We start from the raw sequence: 20,503 nt of genomic DNA, 5'->3' as shown, positions 1-20,503 counted from the left end.
TCATGATAACCCCGCTGCGCCAGGCATTCCCCGTCAATCGTCTGAATCGACGCCTCTGGCTGAAGACTTTGGCCGTCTCGGCGCTGATTCTAACGCTGACGTGGCTTTCACTGCCGCATCTCGATGGATTATTTTTACGGCGCGCGCTCGGATGGCCGCTGATTCTTCACGCCAGCGTCAGCCTGCTTCTGGCAACCCTGATCATGGGCGCTCACGCCTTGACGCGCCGACATCCGGGAGCCTCTGGACGCTGGATTGCGCCGGCACTCCTGTCGTTTGCGGGCGCGCGATTATTAAGCTGGCGATGGCTGGAGACCCTCCCGCAGGACGGCGCGCTGTGGCATCTGCCCGCCTGGACTCTGGCGCTGGCGGAAACCGTCGGCTGGTGCCTTGCGCTGGCCCCTCTATGGCGTCAAGCCCTTGCCGAAGGCAATCACGCTGCCCCTCTCCACGAGCAGGGCCTTGAAACGCCTATTCTCGAAGCCCTGATTTTTGCCCCCGACACGTTCAGCCCAGCAGATGCGCGCGATCTGTACCGCACCACGCTGGCGTGTCAGCGTATGGGCATTGCGCCTGAACATCTGTGGCTGGTGGATCGCCAGGAGAGACCCGCGATTGCCGCCATCGCCAGAACGCTGAATGCGCAGGTGATGCATCTGCGCCCAGCGCAACCCCTGTTTCCGGCAATTAGCAAACGGCATGGCGGCTTGGTATCTCAGGCAAGCGGCGCGCTGCTGCTTCAGTCGGGACAGATTCCGTCGCCGAGTCTGGCGGCTCAAGCCACCCGGATTCTGAATCGAGCGACGATCGCGATGGCCTCATTTCCCTGCGCGCGCGTGGTTTCAGACGGCCGCCTGCGGAATCTGGGCTTGCGCGAGGCGCTGCAAGGCGTTGGCGCAGGCGCTTTATTAGCGGATTCCGGCGAAGAGTCCGTCTGGCTGTTACGTCTTGACGCGCTGACGTCGCTTCAGAGCCCGGCCGAAGATATCTCCGCCCTCACTGACGCCCTGCGCGCTCAAGGATACGCCGTCACGCACGACGACACAACGCCTGTGCTTAGCCTGCGCGATGCAGGCGGGTCCGACGGGCCACACCGCGCTTTGCGCGAAGATTTAATCTTTTCAAGACGCCTTCGAAACCTCTGGGGGGGCGGGTTTAAAGGCATACTCGACGAAGGCTTTCCCTACGGCGGACAAACGTTGCGGCGGGCGGCGCGCCTGATTTTTCTGCTCAGCCCGGCCGTGGCGCTGCTGGCGGGCGTTTCGCCTCTGACGACGGGTCGTTGGGAGCTGGCAACTTTTTATTTCCCGGCTTGGGTTGCGCTGGCCTTATATGCCCACGCAGGATCGACGAGACATTTACCCGGCCCACAAAGCCAGGCGGCCCAGGTATTGGGAGAAGCCATGGGCGCGCTTAACGCCTGGCGCGCGCTGTTGTTTCCTTCTCATAGCGTCAGACGCCTGTCCTCTGCGCGATTTTGGATCGAGCCAGCGCTCTTGCTGGGCGTGTTGGCGCTGGCCTTAGGCGTAGGGATTCGCCAGACCCTCAGCGAAGCGGACGCCAGCGGCTTACGGGACGTGATGACCCTCTGGGCGTTTTATAACGTCTGCCTGTTGGCATCAGCTCTGTGCGCGAGTCTGGATCGTCCGCGTCGCCGACAATCGCCGCGCGTGAGAGTCTCTGCCATTCCATGCGTGGTTCAATGCGCCGATCGCACGCTGGCCTTTGGCCGCGTGATCAATCTGAGCGAAACCGGGCTGATGGCAGTTTTCAACGACCCCATTCCCTTGCGCGAAGGCTGTCAGGTGACGCTGCTCGATGACGCCTCCGCGTTGGCCGACCCCATGCAGGCGCGGCCCATCCGCAGCAGCCTGGACAGCGCCAATCGCTGTCGCGTCGCCTTTGAGTTTGACAACGTTTCTGAGCCCGCGCATCGCGCCCTTGCCGGTATCTTAGTCCGAGAGGCGAGCGCAGCGTCTGCCGGACCATCGCCGTCCATCAGCGCGCCATGGCGGGTCTGGGCTTATCTGGTATTGGCCAGCGCCTACCGTTGGCGCTTGAGAGAGCGCCCCAGCCGTCGTCAGACGGTGCGCATGCGCAAGGCGCTGACCTGCGAGCTTCAGCGCGATCAACGCGTGTGGCGCGCCGTGGCGCGCGACGTCAGCGAAAACGGAATGGCGGCTGACGCCCAGAATTTTCCGCGTCGCTGGCCCCGTCACGCGGGATTAACAGCGCATGTGACGTGGGAAGACGGCGAAACCGTTTCGTTACCCGCGCGCGTCGCGCGAACCGGCCCGTGGAACGCGGAACAGCAGGAATTAGGCCTCGTTTTTGAGGCTTTATCGCCTGACGACTGGCGTCGCTGGATTGCGCGCCTGTATCCAACGCCCATCGGACGCGTTCGCAGCGCCTTTGACGCCGATGTCATCTGGCCCTGCCGCGTTCGCACGGCAACGCGCGACGGCTTCCAGCGCGCGACGATTGTCCAGGCCAGCCCCGCGCGCATCATTGTCCACTGGCCTGAGAGCGACGCCCCGCTTCTGGCGCAAGGCGAGGTCGTAGAGGTTCAGATACTCAACGGCGGTCCCAGCTTAACCGGCATCACCCAGCACGCCCGCGAAGCGATGGCTCTGGTTGCCCTGACGACGTCCGACTGGCCCACGCTCGCGCATCTGGCCCGCTGGATGTCGCGCGCGCCAGAAAGCGGCCCAGAAAACGCGAGAGACGACTCGCATGAGCCGTCCCTAGATTCTTCACAAGTCGCGCCTGTGGAGGCCGTCGCCCGCCGCAACTAGTTTTCTTCCTTCGGGTCAAGCCGAATGATACCCCATCCCATCGAGACGGCCCTGACTTCACCAAAGGTGAGACCTTCCTTGCCATCCAATTTGCTGATTGTGTCAAATGCCGGGAGGAACACGCCGGCAGCGTATCTCGCGCCCGGATCTGCATGACTGGTCCCCGCCGTCAATTCTTCGCGGCTCAGAGATTTATCCTGGTTGGTATCCAGTTGGCCAAACCGGGTTAGGCTTGGGAAGGCCCCCAATTCGTGCATCTTTCCATCAATTTCTGGCTTTTTGGGAGCATCGCTCGATTGATTATTAGGGCTATAGACGGAATCCAAATTGGGCGCTGAGGGTGTCGTATTCCTTGGCGCGTTATTAGCATTGCTGGAAGCTGCGGGTTTTACGACGGAAGGCGCTTGGGGCGTCTCGTTCGACGGGGTAATATTTGTGGCGTCAACGACAGGAATCGCAGGCGTTGCGGTAGCGGATGGGGTCGCAGCCGTCGAAGCGGGAGAAGTCCCCCACGAGGCCACCGGAAAGGCTTCGGCCGGTTTGGCCCGAGGCGGGGTATGCTGCGCACGGGCAGCGCTCTTGCCTCTTGACGGGCCTGTATACGCTCAGCGCGACGGATCGAGACCATAGTGGATATCTCCTCTTCTCTCTAACGCGCTCCTGCGCGCGATGGGGGTTATTTCAATCGATTCTCAAAAATAGAATCTGTTTTTAATATAAAAACAGTCAAATATTGATAATTGCGCCCAAAACAAAATCTTTTTTATTTCTTTAATATGTCAAACCATCTCTTTTTAACCCAACGTTATCCTGCACGCGCGAGGCAATGACTTTGACTGCCATGAAGACTGCCGACTGACCGACGCTCGCGCATCTGGCACGCTGCATGTCACGCAGTACGCCTGAACGCGCCAAGGACGACCCAAAAGAGCCGTCCATGGTTTTGTCTATGATTAAGACTGTTAAGGCCGTCGATAGCCGCGATTAACCGTGAGCTTGCGGGTTAGGCTTTATTTTTACAGTCCCGAAGTTAATTTCGGCGCGGCTGATACCCTCTTTGCCGTCAAGCCCGCTGAGCGTATCAAACGCCGTCAAGAGCGAGCCTGCGCCATACTTTGTCCATCCATCGGAACTGCTTACCCCGGCCGTCAGTTCCGCACGGCTAAGAGCGTTGTCTTTATTGGTATCTAGTTGGCCAAATCTCGTAATGCCCGCAATACCCTGAGTTATTGAGAGCGTTTCATCAATGGGCTTAGTAGACGAGGCGGGTTTGGGAGTCTCGTTCGACGATACAACAGGCGTGGCGTCAACGGTTCGAGGCACAGGCGTTGCCGTAGCGGATGGGGTCGCAGCCGTCGAAGCGGGAGAAGTCCCCCACGAGGCCACCGGAAAGGCTTCGGCCGGTTTGGCCCGAGGCGGGGTTTGCTGCGCACGGGCAAGCGCTCTTGCCTCTTGACGGGCCTGCATACGCTCAGCGCGACGGATCGAGACCATAGTAGATATCTCCTCTTCTCTCAGGCGCGTTCTTATCGCGCGATGCTCATGCTTTCTCCAGAGCTGAAGAAAACACTCTTATTTGATATAAAAACAATTTATAATTCGCAATTGCCCCCAAAGGTGCATTTATTTTATTTATTTAATATATATTTTTAATTCCATCCTCTCCCCCCAACATACGCCACCCGCTTTGAGGCGAAGACAAACAGCGCTCGAAAGCGAACTTCAAAACGAGCCGCCATCCGGCGAGCCATACGCTTGCAACTGACGCAGCAATCGCAACCGAAGGAAGCAGCCAATCGCACTACTTTTAATATTCGTTTTGGCGTTTCGCGGCAGAACGCACCAAGGACGACTCGCAAAAGCCGTCCTTGGATGATTCACGAATCAATAAAAACGTGGAACATGCCGCACGCCGCGATTAGCCGTAATTGGGCGGGTTCGACGTCGGCAGCATAGAGCCTGATCTGATTTCGTTGAGAGTAAGACCCTCTTTACGATCCAGCCCGCTAAGCGTATCGAACGCCCGGAGGAGCACGCCGGCCCCATATTTAGTCAGGGTATCTGAGCTCTCAACCCCAGCCATCAACTCCTCACGGCTCAGGTTTTTGTTTTTGTCTGTATCCAGTCGGCCAAATGCCGACAGGCCGAGGAAGGCCTCGATCGTAGATAGGGTTTCGTTAACGGGTCTGTCAGTCACAGTCGCGCTCGGCTTATTCTCGGTATTATGAATAGAATGCCAATTCGGCGCGGTGTCTGTGATGTCATCTGTGGCATGACTAGTGGGAGTAGAGGCGGCCGGCCTGGCTGAGGGAGGCGCTTTTGGCGTCTCATTCGACGGGGTAATCTTTGTGGCGTCAGTCACAGGAGTCGCCGGCGTTGCGGTAGCGGATGGGGTCGCAGCCGTCGAAGCGGGAGAAGTCCCCCACGAGGCCACCGGAAAGGCTTCGGCCGGTTTGGCCCGAGGCGGGGTTTGCTGCGCACGGGCAAGCGCTCTTGCATCTTGACGGGCCTGTATACGCTCAGCGCGACGGATCGAGACCATAGTGGATATCTCCTCTTCTCTCTAACGCGTTCCTACGCGTGATAATCATGTCTTTCTCCAGATTTGAAGAAAGAACAGTATATGCAATATAAAAACAATTAAACGCCCAAGATTGCGCAAAAAGAGGATTCTTTTTATTTCTTTAATATATCTTTTTAACACCGCCCCCGGCGAGCCCAAACCGCTGCGCGCCTCGAACCGCAGGCATCCCGCGCTGGAAGCTAGCCTGAAGACGCTCGCCATCAGGCTAGCCATGCGTCTCCGGATGGCGAGCGCCGTTAGTCGAATGGACAAGACAATCGCCGCAGGGCGACGGGTTTTAAACAAACGTCCTCTCTTGACTCTCACGTGATCTCTTGACAGAATACCCCCAACTTAAGGCTTGCTTCACGCAGGGTATACCGTTTTTCAAGCGCCGAAACCCCATGGCCGCCAAGAACCCCGCTCCAGACGCCGTGGGTGAAGCATGCTGTGAGCGCCTCTATTTTGCGAAGAAATCGTATAATAAGGGCTGGGTATATAGATAGTTCGACATTACAGCCAGCGAAGATCGTCAGAATCAGCCAGATTGCTTGCAACGCGCGCCGTGAGAGACGGCTGTTCGGGGCTGCGTCTGCTTACACGCGCACGCCAACCACATGAAAGACCCCCACCGCTATGTCGTCTGTGTCTCTCGCCGCTCCGCGCTTCTCCCAATCTCAACGCCCCTCTCGCCCTGATGGCGTAACGGCAACCGCATCCACGCCTGTCGCGCCCTCAAAAAAAGAGCAGATTGTCTGGCTTAAAGGCCCGTCGCGCGTTCGTTTCGGGTTTGCGCGACCGCAAGCGCAAGAAAGCAGTCCCCCAGAAAACGCCTCTCACAACCCCAGCGCGCGGATTAATGGCGTCTTTGTCACGCCAGAGCCGCGCGAAGCGATGAAGGGGGGACTGGGAGAAGTCTCCTTTACCGTGCCGTCGGCCTTTAAAGATCACAGCGAGCGCGTCGGCGTCTTTACGCTGGAACCGTTTGGATCGATGTCGGCCAAAGACCCCGCATGGAAAGACACGGGCCTCGATCTGAAGCTCACGGATTTCCCCACGCCCGCCATGGAGGCGTGGCTGTCGCATCAGATGCCACAAACGCGGTACGCCACAGCCGCTTCGCTAATGCCCAAGCAGTCCTTCCGGCTAATGCAAAAAATTGAGCCGCAAAATGGGATGACACGCTGGGCCATTGCCAATGACACGTATTTCAAGCCCTACTCCACGCTCTATCCTGAGAATGCGAAGGCGTACGCCGATATCCGCGATCTGGGCGGCAGCAAGACAATTGCGATGTTCAATCGCGCCGCGCGGGCCTTTATGCCCTACCTGTCGGGCAAAAAAGCGTTGCCTGAAGGCGCACGGCTCGACCTGCCGCCCGGCGGGATGGATTTCGTGTGGGCGAACGATGCCCACGTAGCGCCCATTTTGTCGGCCGTAAAAGCGGACCAACCTCAGATGGAGCGCCTCATGATGCTCCATAACGTAGGTTACGACGTCACGTTGCCGACCGACGCCGCCGAAGCCGTGGGTATGGACGTTTCCCATAACGCATCGGCGGATCCGGGGCATTTCTCGCAACTGGCCCAAGGCATCGAAGACGCTCACAAAGTCATTCTGGACGGCAACTACAAAAACACCCTGCTGAACACCAAGCTGATGGACGAAGCCCATTTCATCCCGGCGTTGCGCAAGAGCAATGCAGACGGCCGCGCGTTCGCCATTCACCATTTTCTGGATCCGAAGTTTGACCCGGCCCTTCACCCCGCGCTCACCACCGACGGCTTTACCCAGTTGAAAAACGGTCTGGCGGGTCTGGGCGACTTCAAACGCCAGAACAAGGCCGCTTTGCAGCAGTGGGCGGGGCTCAAGCAGGATCCAGACGCCATTATTTTCGGCTATGCGGCGCGATTCGACCCGTATCAAAAAGGCTTCACCATGTTGATGGACTCCATGAAGGAGCTGCTCGACAAATACCCCAAAGCGCAATTGGCCATCGCCGGTAAGGCAGATGAAGACATTCCCGGACTCAAGCCCCTGATTGAGGAGTTGACGCGCCCAGGTTCGCCCTATGAGGGGCGCGTGTTTCTGCCCAATAAGTTTATGGATCGCCCCAGTACGGTCAAGATCTTTGCGGGCAGCGATTTTACGATCCTGCCCAGTTTGTACGAACCCTATGGCTTGACGCAGTTAGAAGCGCTCAAAATGGGTTCTGTCCCGCTGGTCCAGTCGGTCGACGGCCTGCGCTCGACGCTAAGCGACCCCGCTGTAAATAACGCAGCCGACGGACCGCCCTCTAAAGCATGGGATTACGGCCAGACGGCGGTGATGTTCAAGCTGCCCGACGTGGTCGCCTATCGCCGCACAATGGCGCCGCTGATGCACGGCGAAAAGCTGACAGAGGCTCAGGAAGCCACCATCAAAGACGGCGCCCGCATCTTCCAGCAGGCGTTCGATCGCGCCGTGACGCTGGCCTCCAAACCCGATGAGATGCGACAGGTGCGCGAAAACGGCGTCCGCTACGTCAACACAGAGCACGCCAGCGACGCCATCATCAAGCGATACGAAGATATTTTTGCCGCCGTGCCGGCTCCTGAGCGCTCGAAAACGCCTGCCTGAGGCGATCGCTGTCTTTCAGGACGCGCGCGCAATTCTACGACGCGCATCGTTTTTTACTGTGCAGCGGTTCCATTGTGCTACGATGGACCGGCCCTCAGAGATCGCGTTGCAAGTCGCATGACGCGCCGGGGGCGATGATATTGCGCTTTAATCTCAATTCGATGATATGGAGATGACTCGATGAAACTATGCGTGGTGGGCACCGGCTATGTGGGCCTGGTGACAGGAACGTGTCTGGCAGAAATGGGCAACGACGTGATTTGCGTCGACAACAACGCCGACAAGATTGCGCGGCTGCGCGCCGGCGAAGTGCCGATCTACGAGCCCGGCCTTGAAGAGCTGATTCGCGCCAACGTTCGCGAAGACCGCCTCCAGTTTTCCACCGATTTAGCAGACGCCGTGCGGCGTTCGCAAATCTGCTTTATTGCCGTTGGCACGCCGCAAGGCGACGACGGCTCGGCCGATCTGGCCGCTGTCTTTGGCGTCGGACGCGAAATTGCCGCCGCTATGGATGGTTATAAAATCATCGTCACCAAGAGCACGGTACCGGTGGGCACCGCCGATCGCATTCGCGCCATTGTTGCCGACGCCACCACACAAGAGTTCTCGATGGTCTCCAACCCTGAATTCCTCAAGCAGGGCGCGGCCGTAGATGACTTCCTCAAGCCTGACCGCGTGGTGATTGGCACGGATCCTGGCGATCAGCGCGCCGCCGATCTGATGCGCGAGCTGTATTCGCCCTTCCTGCGCACAGGAAACCCCATCATCATGATGGATATCCGTTCGGCGGAAATGACGAAATACGTCGCCAACGCCTTTCTCGCCACGAAGATCTCGTTTATTAACGAGATGAGCAATCTGTGCGAGCAGGTCGGCGCCGACATCGCCCAGGTGCGCACGGGCATTTGCAGCGATTCGCGCATCGGCGGCCAGTTTCTGTTTCCGGGCATCGGGTATGGCGGATCGTGCTTTCCCAAGGACGTCAAGGCGCTGATTAAAACCGCCCGCGACCACGAGCGGCCGTCGTCGATTCTCGAAGCCGTCGATGAAGTGAACAAAGGCCAGCGTCAGGCGTTTCTCGATAAAGTGCTGGCATATTTCGGCGATGAGCCGCTCACCGGCAAGACGTTCGCCATGTGGGGCCTTGCCTTCAAACCCCGCACCGACGATTTGCGCGAAGCGCCCAGCGTGATGCTGGTCAACGCTCTGGTGGCGCGCGGCGCGAAAATTCAGGCCTTCGACCCCAAAGGCATGGATAACGCTCGCGCCTACTACATGAAAGACGCCATTACTTATTGCGATGCCGCCTACGATGCGCTCAAGGGCGCCGACGCGCTGCTGCTGGTCACCGAGTGGAACGAATTCCGCCGCCCCGACTTCGACAAGATGAAAACGCTGATGAAGCGCGCCATCATCTTTGACGGTCGCAACCAGTACGACGTAGAACGCATGGCCGCCCGCGGCTTTGAATACGTCTGCATGGGCCGCCCGCCGGTCTTATCCGACAAGTTATCCGACAAAGCGCCCGCCGCCGTTTAAGCCGCGCGCCCCAAAAAGGATCCCTGCCCCATGAAAAAACGCATTCTGGTCACCGGCGGCGCCGGTTTTATCGGCTCTCACCTGTGCGAGCGTCTGCTTGCCTCCGGCCATGAAGTCATCTGCATGGATAACTTCTTTACCGGCTCGAAGGCCAACATTGTGCATCTACAGGATCAGCGCTACTTCGAGCTGGTCCGTCACGACGTCATTGAGCCGATGCTGGTAGAAGTCGACGAAATTTATAACCTCGCCTGCCCCGCCTCGCCGGTGCATTATCAGTACAATCCGGTCAAGACGGTCAAAACCAGCGTCATGGGCGCCATCAATATGCTGGGTCTGGCCAAGCGCACCCGCGCCACGATGTTTCAGGCCTCAACGTCGGAAGTCTACGGCGATCCGCAGGTGCATCCGCAGCGCGAAGACTACTGGGGACACGTCAACCCCATCGGCGTGCGCAGTTGCTACGACGAGGGCAAGCGCGTCGCCGAGACCCTGTGCATGGATTACCACCGTCAGAACGGCGTCAAGATCAAGATCGTGCGCATCTTCAACACCTACGGCCCGCGCATGGCGGAAAACGACGGCCGCGTGGTCAGCAACTTCATCGTGCAGGCCCTGCGCGGCGAGCCGATTACCGTCTATGGCGAAGGCCAGCAGACGCGCTCGTTCTGCTATGTGGATGATCTGGTCGAGGGCTTTGTGCGCATGATGGACCGCACGCCTGAAGACTTCGTCGGCCCGGTGAATCTGGGCAATCCCGGAGAATTCACCATTCAGGAGCTGGCCGACAAGGTGCTGAAGCTGACGGGTTCTTCTTCGAAGATTATCCGCAAGCCCCTGCCGCCGGATGATCCGACGCAACGCAAGCCGGATATCTCGCTGGCCCGCCAGCATCTGGACTGGGAACCCGGCATCGCGCTGGAAGACGGCCTGAAGAAGACCATCGCCTATTTTGAGGCGCGCCTCAAGGCCCCCGCCGCCGCGCGCTAAACGACTTAAATCTTATACGCCTTGCCGCTGGGCAAGGGCCCTGCTGGCGCCGTTTCTTGAGACGGCGGGCTTATCGTCTTGGGTTTCACAGGAGTGCGCGCATGCAGCTCGCTGGCGTACCGGATGACGGCTTCTGGCAACTCATCGCCTGCACCCAGCATTCCGGGCGATGGCGCCCACTCAGGCTTGAGCGCCTTGGGAATTTCCAGGGTGAGAAACGGATAAGACAGGCTGCCATACGGCTTGCCGCCCGATTCCTTGTTTCGATAGGGCCTCACAGAAGAAGGCGGATTTTCCGCATCCAGAATCAAGCCATCGCGCTTTGTCCCGCCATAGACGGCCAGCGAGTCGCAGTGCGCTTCGATATCCGGCAGCGAGAGAGCCAGAATAACGCTGGCGTCGCCTTTCTGAGCCCCGAGATACGCGGCGCATGCGCGTCGCTCACCCCCGTTCGGGTCTCGCAAATCGCGCCGAAAGGTCAGCGTACGGGCCTCGCCTTTACTCGCCGACGGGAAGGCCATCACGAATTCCTCGCTGTCCGGCGCGTCGGGCGTGGGTTTGAGTTCATTCAAGGCCAGGCCCGCATCCACAACAACGCTGGACTGTTTTGGGTTGGCGTCCTGAGTCACGCGGCCCACGTAGGGCGCAGGCGTGGTGGTCATGGTCGCGCCATTGACATAGAGGCCATTTACAAACCATTGCGCCATCAAAACCACTCCTGAAGGCACTGGTGCCGATCAGCGCGCGGCTTAATGCGGCTTGGCCGTCCGCTTCTCAATAACGCAAGTACTTATAAATTCCGGGAACGCCTTACCGTTTTCATGGAAATACTTTTGGCCCCCGATTGTTTTGGGGAAAGATAGGGCCACCTCCCCCATCCCATTCTCCGTAAGAACCGATCCATCGGAAAAGGTCTTCATCGTGATTGCTTTTTCGGGATTATGTATCCCGCAATCAATGCGGGAAGTGGACACCACGATTCGATCTGCCATCTAAGCCCAAAGCCTCTTTGATTACCCAGCCTGCCCGGCGCGTCGCGCCCTGAAGCCCCGCCCGCCTGATTTTACTTTCAGGCGGGCGAAGCCAGACGCTTATTGAGAGATTTCAGGGAAACACGCGAATTTGAAATCAGGCAGCGGTTTGCCTGTACTTGTATCAAAATACTGCCCCCCAATATTGTGAGCCGATTGACCCAGACCATTAGTGTCGATCACCACTAGCCCTTTATCGTCACCATGTATATATGTCGTAGTCAGGCGACGACCACCTTCCCCGCATTCCGTAATATGCTCAGTTCGGCCTATAGAGCACCTCTGCTGAGTACCTGTTCCCTTAAAACCCTGATCGTAATTACAAGAGTGAGACCCACTACCAAGCAAGAATGCTTCCATGAATTTAATCCCCCCTAAGTTAACCAACCTACACCAGAATCGCGCATTCAAATGAGAGGCGCGAAAGCGCCGGATCCAAACAGCGATTATTGGTATTAAACAAAATTTCTGCCGTTTGTTGCTAGCGCATAACATAAAGTTTTGTAATAGACGCGTGGTAACAGGACGCGGCCGCCGGCGCGATGGCTTGAAAAGCGCAGGGCCTGTGGTACGATACGATTTCAAACTTCTTGAATATGGATTCAGGGAGTGGGTGAATGGCCCACTTCCTTTTTTAGTCCTTAAAAACCCCAAAGAGGGGCGTCCATGGCAAAGACAACCTCTCATACGCTCAGCGTCGAGCGGCTGACGGCGATCGAAGACGCCGTGGCAGCCTTGGCTGAGCCGTTAATGCCCCACGGCGTCGCTCTGGTCGCCGTAGCACTGGAGAAGGAATTCGGGCGCTGGCGCTTGCAAATCGCCATTGAACAGCCGCCCGCCGGCGTGAGTCTGGACATCTGCCAAGCGGTGAGCGAGGCGCTGGATGCGCGGCTTGACGATCTGCCCGCCTTGGCGGATTTGTCGTATGATCTCGAAGTCAGTTCGCCGGGCGTCGACCGGCTGCTGAAATCCGCCCGCGAATTGCGGTTTTATCGCGGACGCGCCGTGACGCTGCGCGCGCGTCGTCCCGGCAAGCGCGAGCCGCTGCCGGTGACAAGCGGCCTGCTGGGCGATTATGACCCGACCAGCGGCGCGCTCACGATTCTCAACCCCGACGACGCGGAGCGCCCCAGCGCCTGTATCGACTTTAACCCCGCCACGCTGGAGATCCGCCTCAATACGCCGGTGACGCTGCCGGATCCGCTTTAGACAAGTCCCCACCCGAAACCCTGATGGAGCGCCTCTCGCCATGATCAAGATCGGTTCCGCCCTGCTCGAACACGCCGAACAACTCGAACGCGAGCGCGGCATCCCCAAAGACGTCACCGTGGACGCGCTAAAAGAAGCGATGCTCGCCGCTTACAAGCGCTACGCCAAGCTGGTGTCCACAGAAGGCTACGAATGCCGCATCACCGAGCGCTCGGGCGAAATTGGGCTGTATCAGCAACAGCTGGTGGTGGCGCAAATCGACCCGGATCTCATTGAAGCCGGCCTCGAAGACACCCAGATGCTGCTCAGCGAGGCGCGCAAACTCAAGGCTGACGCCGAAGTGGGCGATATCCTGGAGACCGAAGTCACCCCCACGCCGGATGAATTTGGGCGCATCGCCGCGCAATCGGCCAAGCAGGTCATCACCCAGAAAATCCGCGAAGCCGAAAAATTCCTGATTATGCGCGAGTTCGAGGAGAAGAAGAATCAGGTCACGACCGGCATCGTCCAGCGCATCGAAGGGCGCAACGTCATCATCAACATCGGCAAAAGCGAGGCCGTCTTGCCGCCGCGCGAGCAATTGCCGGGCGAATATTACCGCGTGGGCAACAAGCTGCGCGTGTTTGTCGCCGATATTCGCGATTCGGGACGCGTGCCGCAGATTGTCGTTTCGCAGTCGCACCCCGAGATGGTTCGCGAGATTTTCGAGCTGGAAGTGCCGGAAATCGAAGACAACGTGATCGAAATCAAGAACATTGCCCGCGAAGCCGGATTCCGCACCAAGGTTGCCGTGTCGTCCAACGACCCCGAAGTCGACCCACAGGGCGCGTGTATCGGCGCGCGCGGCAGCCGGATTCAGGCCATCGTCAACGAACTCAAGAACGAGAAGATCGACATCATCCGCTGGTCGGACGATCCGGTGGAATTCATCGTCAATGCGCTGGCCCCGGCCCGTATCGCCCACGTCTACGTGGATTACTCGCGCGAAGGGATGAATCAGGCGCTGGTCGTCGCACCAGACGATCAATTGAGCCTGGCCATTGGTCGAGAAGGCCAGAACGTGCGTCTGGCCGCCAAACTCACCGGCTATAAGCTGGACATTAAAGGCGTCTCGGCCATCGAGCAGGAAGGCCTGCCGCTTCATATCTATGAGCAGTACTATGGCGCGCCGCAAAGTCCGGTAGAGGGCGAAAGCGAGGTAACAGAATCGCCAGAAGACGCGCCTGCAGAGGAATCTTCAGAAGCCGCTGTCGAAAACGCCACCCCGTCTCCTGAACAGGATGCGCCTGCGCCCGAAGGCAGCGCAGAAGAAGGCGAGCAAGAAAACAGCGAGCAGGAAGACAGCGCTAAGCAAGAAGCTGACGAGGTCGAAGCGCTATCCTAAGCGCGTCATCGCCCTCAGACGCCTGGGCGCCGACGGACGTCGCTTCTCAGGACGCGTCCGGCAAGATGCGGCTGAGACAATGCGTAGCCTGCCGCGAAAAGCGCCCGCAAGAAGCGCTTCATAAAATCACGGCTCGCAAAACCCCGTTGGCGTTTTCAGTGAACGATCAGCCGCCGATAAACGGTCGCTCTGCTTATGTTTGCCGTCATGATGCGTGCATGAAATCGGCCCTGAAAGGAAAACGCTTACAGAAGGCGTTGAAAAGAGCGATCCCGGATGATATATTAGAAGGTCTTCTTGGCCCCGCGCAGCCGCGCGACGCCGCCCGACCCCGCCTGTAAAGGATTCCCGCCCGGTGACGCCCCCCAAAGTTCGCATCTACGACCTGGCCCGCACGCTGAACCTCTCCAACAAGGATTTAATTACACTGCTGGAGAAGCACTTTAATCTCAACGTCAAAAGCCATTCCAGCTCCATCGATCAGCCGATGGCCGATAAACTGGTCGCCATTGTGAAGCAGGAGGCAGAAGCCGCCAGCCAGCCCCGCGTGCGCGTCACGCGCCTCATCAAGGCCGCCCCCCCGCCGACGTCGGCAGCGCCCGCCCCACAAGCCCCCGACACGACTCCCGCGCCAGCAACAGCGCCGATTGAATCGCAGGCCGCCCCAGCAGCCGCAACTCCCGCCCCAGTCTCATCGACGCCGGAAACGCCGCCAGCGGATACGACGCCTCGCGTTCAACCTGCGAGTCCGCCTGTTATTCAGCCCGCGATTTTGACGCCGCCGCCGCGCCCTGAGATCCGCACGCTACCGCCGCATCAAGGTCGCAAGCCGCTGGAGCCGCCGTTAGACCCCTCGCGCGCGCCACGCCGCCTGGAGCAGGCGCCGCATCCGCTGGCCCCGCCGCGTTCCTCTCACCCGGCCAGCCCGCCCGGCATGGCCCGGCCGCCGTTTCGCCCTGAGGGCCGTCCGCATCCTGCCGCGCCGCCCCGCGCGCCGATGGCGGGCCCATCGCTGGAAGGCGCGCCGCCCCCGGCTGACTTGGGCGCGCCCGGTTCTCCAGATGCCCGTCGCAAGGGAGCCCTCCCCGAGAAGAAGGATGAAAAGCGCGAACGCGAGCGCCATGAACCCCTCGAAAAGCTGATACAGCCCGGCCGCAAAGATGGCAGAATGCATCACAGGGGCTCATCGCCGGAAGAAGCGGTCGATGAGACGCCCAAGGAGGTTGTCATCGACGCACAGCTCACCGTGAGCGAACTGGCCCTGCTTCTCAACGCTCGCGAGACGGATATCATCAAGCACGTCTTTATGAAGGGCGTGATGGTGACCGTGAATCAGACGCTGGACCCGACTTTTGCCAAAAGTATCGCCCGCGAGCTGGGCTATGAGGTCAAAGAAGCGGAAAAGACCAAGGCCGTTCAGACCGAATACAGCTCGACCGACGCGGTTGATAAGCGCGAAAAGCTGGACGTCAGCCAGTACAAGCATTTGAAGACACGTCCTCCGGTTGTTTCGATTATGGGGCACGTCGATCACGGCAAAACCTCGTTGCTGGACGCCATTCGCCAGACGCGGCATAAAATCGTCGACAGCGAAGCGGGCGGCATCACGCAAAGCATTGGGGCCTATACGGTCGAAAAAGACGGTCAGCGCGTGGTGTTTCTGGACACGCCGGGCCACGAAGCCTTTACCGCAATGCGGATGCGCGGGGCGCGGGCGACCGATATCGCCGTGCTGGTCGTTGCCGCCGACGACGGCGTGATGCCGCAGACCATTGAGGCGATCAATCACGCAAAAGCCGCCAAGATTCCCATTATCATCGCCGTCAACAAGATGGACCGGGCGGCGGCTGACGCCGATCGCGTCCTGACCCAGCTCATCGACCACGGGCTGATGGCTGAAGATTGGGGCGGCGATACCCTCGTTGCGCGGGTCAGCGCCATTCAGCAAACCGGTCTGGATGACCTGCTCGACAAAATCCTGCTGGTGTCGGAACTGCTGGAACTCAAGGCCGACGCCACGGTCGCCGCCGAAGGCGTGATTATCGAGGCCCAGCTCGACAAGCAGCGCGGCCCGCTGGTCAATGCCCTGGTGCAGAACGGCTTGTTGCGCGTAGGCGACAATATCCTGATCGGCCCGGTGGGGGGTCGCGTGCGGGCGCTGATCAACGATTACGGCGAGCGCGTGCGCGAGGCGGGTCCGTCGTCGCCGGTCGAGATTCTCGGGATGCCCAGCGTGCCCAATGCGGGCGACTCGTTCCGGGTCATCCGCGATGACAAGGCCTTTCGGCAGATCCTCAGCGAGGAACGCCAGCGCGAGCGCGACAACCGGCTCGAACGCCGCCAGATTATTCCAGGGCTGACCGCGCCGATGGAAGACGATTCGCTGGACGACGTGTCGATGAACTTCATCGTCAAGGCCGACACCCAGGGCTCGACCGAGGCGGTCAACGACGCGTTATCAGCGCTCAATGCCGATGAAATCACCATTAAGATTATCCACAGCGGTACCGGCGATATCTCGGAAGCCGACGTGATGTTAGCCTCAGCCAGTCAGGCGATGATCATTGGCTTTAACGTCCGCGAAGACCAGAACGCCGCGATGGCAGCCGATCGCGCGGGCGTTAAAATCCGTAAGTACGACGTGATTTATCATATCGCCGAAGAGATCGAGAAAGTCATCGTCGGCCAGCTCTCGCCGGAAACCATCGAGGTGGAAAAAGGGCGCGCAGAAGTCCGCGAGCTGTTCACGGCGGGCAAACGCACCATTGCCGGCTGCATGGTGACCGACGGCAAGGTGCAGCGCAACGCCTCGGTTCGGATTTTCCGGGGATCCAAAGAGATCTTCCGCGGCGCGGTGGCCAACCTCAAGCGCTTCAAAGAGGACGTGAAGGAAGTCGCCGCTGGCTATGAGTGCGGCATCACGGTCGATGGTTTTGACGCCTTTGAGGCGGGCGACCAGATGGCGTTTGTTGTCACGGAATTCAAAAAGCGTACCAGTGACAGCATCAAGCGTTCCGGCGCGGCGAACGCTGTTAGTTAGCGAGAAGGCGACGCTCGGTCATGGGACATCAGGAATTCTCTCGCGCTGACCGCGTGCGCAAGGCCATGATGCGCGAAATCAGCGATATTCTGGCCTCGCAGGTTAAAGACCCGCTGATGGTCGACAAGATTCTCTCGGTGACCGACATCGAGCTGGCGCGCGATTTCAGCCATGCGCGCGTGTTTCTGAGCATGCTGGGCAGCGACGACGAAAAGGCCGCCGTGATGGAGGTCATCGACTCCTACACGCCGCGAATCCGCACCGAAGTAGGCCGTCGCCTGCAATTACGCCACACGGCCAAGCTGGTCTTCGCGTTCGACGACTCGCTGGAGCGCGGCGCGCGCGTCAATCAACTGCTGAAGCGCATCGCCGACGGCGACGAGGGACAGAGCGGCTAGCGTCTGCTTTTCAAGCCGATAAAAACCCACCGCCCAAATGCGACGGGCTTAGGGGCTTAAGGTTAAGGACTCGCGCGCCTAACTCGCCGCGACAACCGGCGACGCGGGGCGCACATTGCCGCGACGGCGCCCGGCGGCGGATTTCAGGCGGGCGGATTGGCGCACGGCTTCTTGCGGAGAGCCCGCCGCCGGCAGCCAGTAATCAGACGCTTGCGCCACAGGCGCATCCTCAAAGGCCAGAATCGGATCTGCAAGGCTTGCGGTAGAGGCCGTCGCCGTCCCTGCGGCTGAAAGCGGCGACGCAGCAGCGGGAGCAGCAGAGGAGGAGGACAAAGACGCGCCCTCCGCCGACGTTTCCCAAATGGCTTTGGCCGGAGCCGCAGCGTCGAGCGGGCGGTCTGAAGGCGCATGACTGCGAAGCAACGTCACGCCGCTCAGCGCGCCATCGGCCCCCTGCGTCTGGAGAATCACGCGCGGCGAGGTGGGCCGCACCAGAAAGCGAAACAGCAAGAGCCCGGCCGTCAGGGCAAAGAGCCCAATCCCGCCGAAAAACAGCGCAGCCAGAGCAATCGTCCACCACGGCGCGCGGCTAAGCGAAAATCCGGAAGAGGAGGCCGAACTGGCGGGCGCAGAGGCAGCGGCAGTTTCCAGGCGCTTGCCTTCGGCCGCAGCATCAGAGGTCGCCGCATCAGACGTTGTCGCCGAAACAGCGTCCGGCGCAGGAGCGGGCAGGGCGGGTAACGCGGTTTCAGAATCTTCCGAAGAAGACGCAGCGGGCGAAGCGCTTGAGCCTTGCCGTCCCTGAACAGCAGCGCGTGCAGGCGGCCCCAAGGCCAGCGCACCAAACGATTCAGGAATAATCGCGGCGGCTTTACGCGCAGAAGCCCCGGCTGAAGCCGATGAGCGTGGCCGAAAAACGCCAGCGCCGCGCGGGGCGTTATTCAGGAACGAACGCTCTGGACGCCATTCTGGGAAGTATTGACGGGGAGACGTCGCGCGTTGCGAAGCCCCGTAAGTCGTTGCGCCCCCGGCAGGCCCTCCGAACGAGAAATAGCGCACAGGCGTCGGGGCAAAGCCGGAGGTAATCGTCTCAAACTGGCTCTTGAAAGCTGGATCATTCAGGGTCTGGGGCGTCAGCGCAGTCACGGCCGTCAGAGCGGGCGCCGTCGTCGAGGCCGGGGCTTCGCTGGCAGGCTTTTGAATCACGGAAACGGCGTACTGACGCGCCGATACATTGGGAATGCGGATGCGAAGATCGCCGCTCTGGCCCGCCGCGTTTGCAGGATCCGGCGCAATCTGGCCAATGAGGCGGTTGTGGTTATCGCGCACCACTGGCAAGCCGTTCTGGGCAGCGCGAGGCGACAGACGGGCGCCACGCAGGACGATGGCCATACCGCTGTCGCTCATTTCGGTCTGGTAATCGACCCGCCCGCCCTGGGTATAGAGAATGACCTTAACAGCGTTATCGTCCGACGTTTGCAGGGCGAAGCCGTCGAGTTCGGCCGCCGCCGCAGGGGCCATCGGCGCCGCCCCGAGCAGCAGGGCGAACGACAGGGCAATGAAGAGCGAGTAAGACGATCGCATTCTCTTATTGTACTCGCCCGGCGGCTTTTCCGGTAGCCGGAGTCTGAGAAAACCTCACAAGGCCGTCCAAGCGCCCGCCGTGTCGTCAGCGCGATCGGGATGGGATACAATACGGCGTGCGCCCGTCCCTTGCGCTTGATTCGAGGTTGTCACAGGTTATCGAATGAGGGTCCCCTATGTCCTCCCACCCGCCGGTTTTACATCCACACGACGCACTCAGCGTTACGCCCTGCCCCCCGCTTGAAACGTTCGAAGCTGAAAAGCGCTCGCCACAATGGCACGACTGGAAGTGGCAGTTCCGAAACCGCATCACCACGCTGGACACGCTCAAGCGCTATGTCTGCGTGAGCGGCGAAGAAGAGCGGGCCTTCTCTTCCGGCGGCAAGAATCTGCCCTTTGCCGTCACGCCATACTATCTGGACCTCATTGATCCCACCAATCCCGCTGACCCCTTGCGCAAGACGATTATTCCGCGTCTGGCGGAGTTCACCACGACGCAGAGCGAGCGCATCGACCCGTGCGGCGAAGACGCCCACTCGCCCGTGCCGGGTCTGGTGCATCGCTATCCTGACCGGGTGCTGTTTCTGGTAAATGAGACCTGCTCTGTATATTGTCGCTACTGCACGCGCAGCCGTCTGGTAGGGAGCGGTCGGCATCAGGTGGACTTTGAAGGCGTCTACAACTATCTGGCGCAGCATCCTGAAATCCACGACGTGCTGATTTCCGGCGGCGACCCGCTGGTGATGGCGGATCATAAGCTTGAGGCCATTTTGACGCGGCTGCGGGCCATTCCGCACCTGGATATCATCCGCATCGGGTCGAAAGTGCCCGTGGTGCTGCCGCAGCGCATCACCGATGACTTGCTTGCGATGCTCAAGCAATTTCACCCCTTCTATATGAGCATCCATTTTCTGCACCCGGCGGAGATTACGCCTGCGGTACGCTCGGCCTGCGAGCGCATTGCCGACGCGGGCATCCCGACCTTTAGCCAGACGGTTCTGTTGAAAGGCGTCAACGACGACCCAGCTGTGATGAAGACCCTGATGCGGCAGCTTCTGACGTTGCGGGTTCGCCCTTATTACCTGTATCAGTGCGATCCTGTACAAGGGACGTCTCATTTCCGCACGTCCATTGACGCCGGGCTTGAGATTATGGAGCATTTACGCGGCCACATGACCGGTTATGGGGCGCCCACCTACGTAATTGACGCACCCGGCGGCGGCGGCAAGATTCCGGTGTCGCCGGATTACGTCGTGGCGCGCGAACCGGGCAAAATCACCCTGCGCAATTACCGCGGCGACGAGTACGTCTATTTCGACGGGCCCAACGCCTAGCGCCATTTTTCATGGTT

Annotated in this window: 16 protein-coding genes; 10 read left to right on the top strand and 6 right to left on the bottom strand. The window is 59.8% G+C overall.

Going from position 1 to position 20,503, the window contains the following annotated elements:
• Nucleotides 1–2 precede the first annotated feature (2 nt).
• Nucleotides 3–2,795 carry a PilZ domain-containing protein gene (locus tag IPK79_05905; GenBank protein ID MBK8189968.1) on the top strand — a complete coding sequence of 931 codons (2,793 nt, stop codon included), beginning with the start codon at nucleotides 3–5 and terminating at the stop codon, nucleotides 2,793–2,795.
• Here IPK79_05905 and IPK79_05900 read toward each other — a convergent pair.
• The 3 genes from IPK79_05900 to IPK79_05890 all read right to left on the bottom strand — a co-directional run bounded on the left by IPK79_05900 (nucleotide 2,792) and on the right by IPK79_05890 (nucleotide 4,992).
• Nucleotides 2,792–3,121 (bottom strand): hypothetical protein, encoded by a 330-nt coding sequence (locus tag IPK79_05900; protein ID MBK8189967.1) that lies wholly within the window; start codon nucleotides 3,119–3,121, stop codon nucleotides 2,792–2,794. The genes IPK79_05905 and IPK79_05900 overlap by 4 nt on opposite strands.
• A 658-nt stretch (nucleotides 3,122–3,779) precedes the next feature.
• Nucleotides 3,780–4,289 carry a hypothetical protein gene (locus tag IPK79_05895; protein MBK8189966.1) on the bottom strand — a complete coding sequence of 170 codons (510 nt, stop codon included), beginning with the start codon at nucleotides 4,287–4,289 and terminating at the stop codon, nucleotides 3,780–3,782.
• Nucleotides 4,290–4,713: 424 nt separating this feature from the next.
• Nucleotides 4,714–4,992: a hypothetical protein gene (locus tag IPK79_05890; protein MBK8189965.1), complete on the bottom strand. Its 279-nt coding sequence runs from the start codon at nucleotides 4,990–4,992 to the stop codon at nucleotides 4,714–4,716.
• A 1,002-nt stretch (nucleotides 4,993–5,994) separates the two neighbouring features.
• Here IPK79_05890 and IPK79_05885 point away from each other — a divergent pair.
• The 3 genes from IPK79_05885 (at nucleotide 5,995) to IPK79_05875 (ending at nucleotide 10,506) form a co-directional block, all read left to right on the top strand.
• A complete protein-coding gene (locus IPK79_05885) occupies nucleotides 5,995–7,977 on the top strand; it encodes a glycogen/starch synthase (GenBank protein ID MBK8189964.1) in 1,983 nt (660 codons plus the stop codon).
• Nucleotides 7,978–8,157: 180 nt separating this feature from the next.
• Nucleotides 8,158–9,516: a UDP-glucose/GDP-mannose dehydrogenase family protein gene (locus IPK79_05880; GenBank protein MBK8189963.1), complete on the top strand. Its 1,359-nt coding sequence runs from the start codon at nucleotides 8,158–8,160 to the stop codon at nucleotides 9,514–9,516.
• Nucleotides 9,517–9,546: 30 nt separating this feature from the next.
• Nucleotides 9,547–10,506, top strand: a complete 960-nt coding sequence (locus IPK79_05875; protein MBK8189962.1) for an SDR family oxidoreductase — start codon at nucleotides 9,547–9,549, stop codon at nucleotides 10,504–10,506.
• A gap of 5 nt (nucleotides 10,507–10,511) precedes the next feature.
• Here the strand turns inward: IPK79_05875 and IPK79_05870 are convergent, their stop codons facing one another.
• Nucleotides 10,512–11,213, bottom strand: coding sequence for a hypothetical protein (locus tag IPK79_05870; protein MBK8189961.1), 702 nt, complete (start codon nucleotides 11,211–11,213; stop codon nucleotides 10,512–10,514).
• A 42-nt stretch (nucleotides 11,214–11,255) separates the two neighbouring features.
• Nucleotides 11,256–11,498, bottom strand: a complete 243-nt coding sequence (locus IPK79_05865; protein ID MBK8189960.1) for a hypothetical protein — start codon at nucleotides 11,496–11,498, stop codon at nucleotides 11,256–11,258.
• A gap of 705 nt (nucleotides 11,499–12,203) precedes the next feature.
• Here IPK79_05865 and IPK79_05860 point away from each other — a divergent pair.
• From IPK79_05860 to rbfA, 5 genes are all read left to right on the top strand, one after another.
• Nucleotides 12,204–12,746 carry a hypothetical protein gene (locus IPK79_05860; protein ID MBK8189959.1) on the top strand — a complete coding sequence of 181 codons (543 nt, stop codon included), beginning with the start codon at nucleotides 12,204–12,206 and terminating at the stop codon, nucleotides 12,744–12,746.
• A 40-nt stretch (nucleotides 12,747–12,786) separates the two neighbouring features.
• Entirely contained in the window at nucleotides 12,787–14,130 is a 1,344-nt protein-coding gene (gene nusA, locus IPK79_05855; protein MBK8189958.1) for a transcription termination/antitermination protein NusA, read from the top strand.
• Nucleotides 14,131–14,195: 65 nt separating this feature from the next.
• Nucleotides 14,196–14,471 (top strand): YlxR family protein, encoded by a 276-nt coding sequence (locus tag IPK79_05850; protein ID MBK8189957.1) that lies wholly within the window; start codon nucleotides 14,196–14,198, stop codon nucleotides 14,469–14,471.
• A gap of 14 nt (nucleotides 14,472–14,485) precedes the next feature.
• The gene (gene infB / locus IPK79_05845) at nucleotides 14,486–17,170 is read left to right on the top strand and encodes a translation initiation factor IF-2 (GenBank protein MBK8189956.1); all 2,685 of its coding nucleotides are present in this window, start codon (nucleotides 14,486–14,488) and stop codon (nucleotides 17,168–17,170) included.
• A gap of 20 nt (nucleotides 17,171–17,190) precedes the next feature.
• Nucleotides 17,191–17,568 (top strand): 30S ribosome-binding factor RbfA, encoded by a 378-nt coding sequence (rbfA, locus tag IPK79_05840; protein ID MBK8189955.1) that lies wholly within the window; start codon nucleotides 17,191–17,193, stop codon nucleotides 17,566–17,568.
• A 78-nt stretch (nucleotides 17,569–17,646) separates the two neighbouring features.
• Here the strand turns inward: rbfA and IPK79_05835 are convergent, their stop codons facing one another.
• Entirely contained in the window at nucleotides 17,647–19,152 is a 1,506-nt protein-coding gene (locus IPK79_05835) for a hypothetical protein (GenBank protein ID MBK8189954.1), read from the bottom strand.
• A gap of 176 nt (nucleotides 19,153–19,328) precedes the next feature.
• Here IPK79_05835 and IPK79_05830 point away from each other — a divergent pair, with 176 nt between their 5' ends.
• Complete coding sequence (locus IPK79_05830) at nucleotides 19,329–20,486, top strand: KamA family radical SAM protein (GenBank protein MBK8189953.1); 1,158 nt, start codon at nucleotides 19,329–19,331, stop codon at nucleotides 20,484–20,486.
• Nucleotides 20,487–20,503: the final 17 nt, after the last annotated feature.

Source organism: Vampirovibrionales bacterium, from assembly GCA_016712355.1.
GTDB lineage: Bacteria > Cyanobacteriota > Vampirovibrionia > Vampirovibrionales > Vampirovibrionaceae > JADJRF01.
Note: the sequence above shows the minus strand (reverse complement) of the source record. Positions and strands in the feature narration are given on the sequence as shown.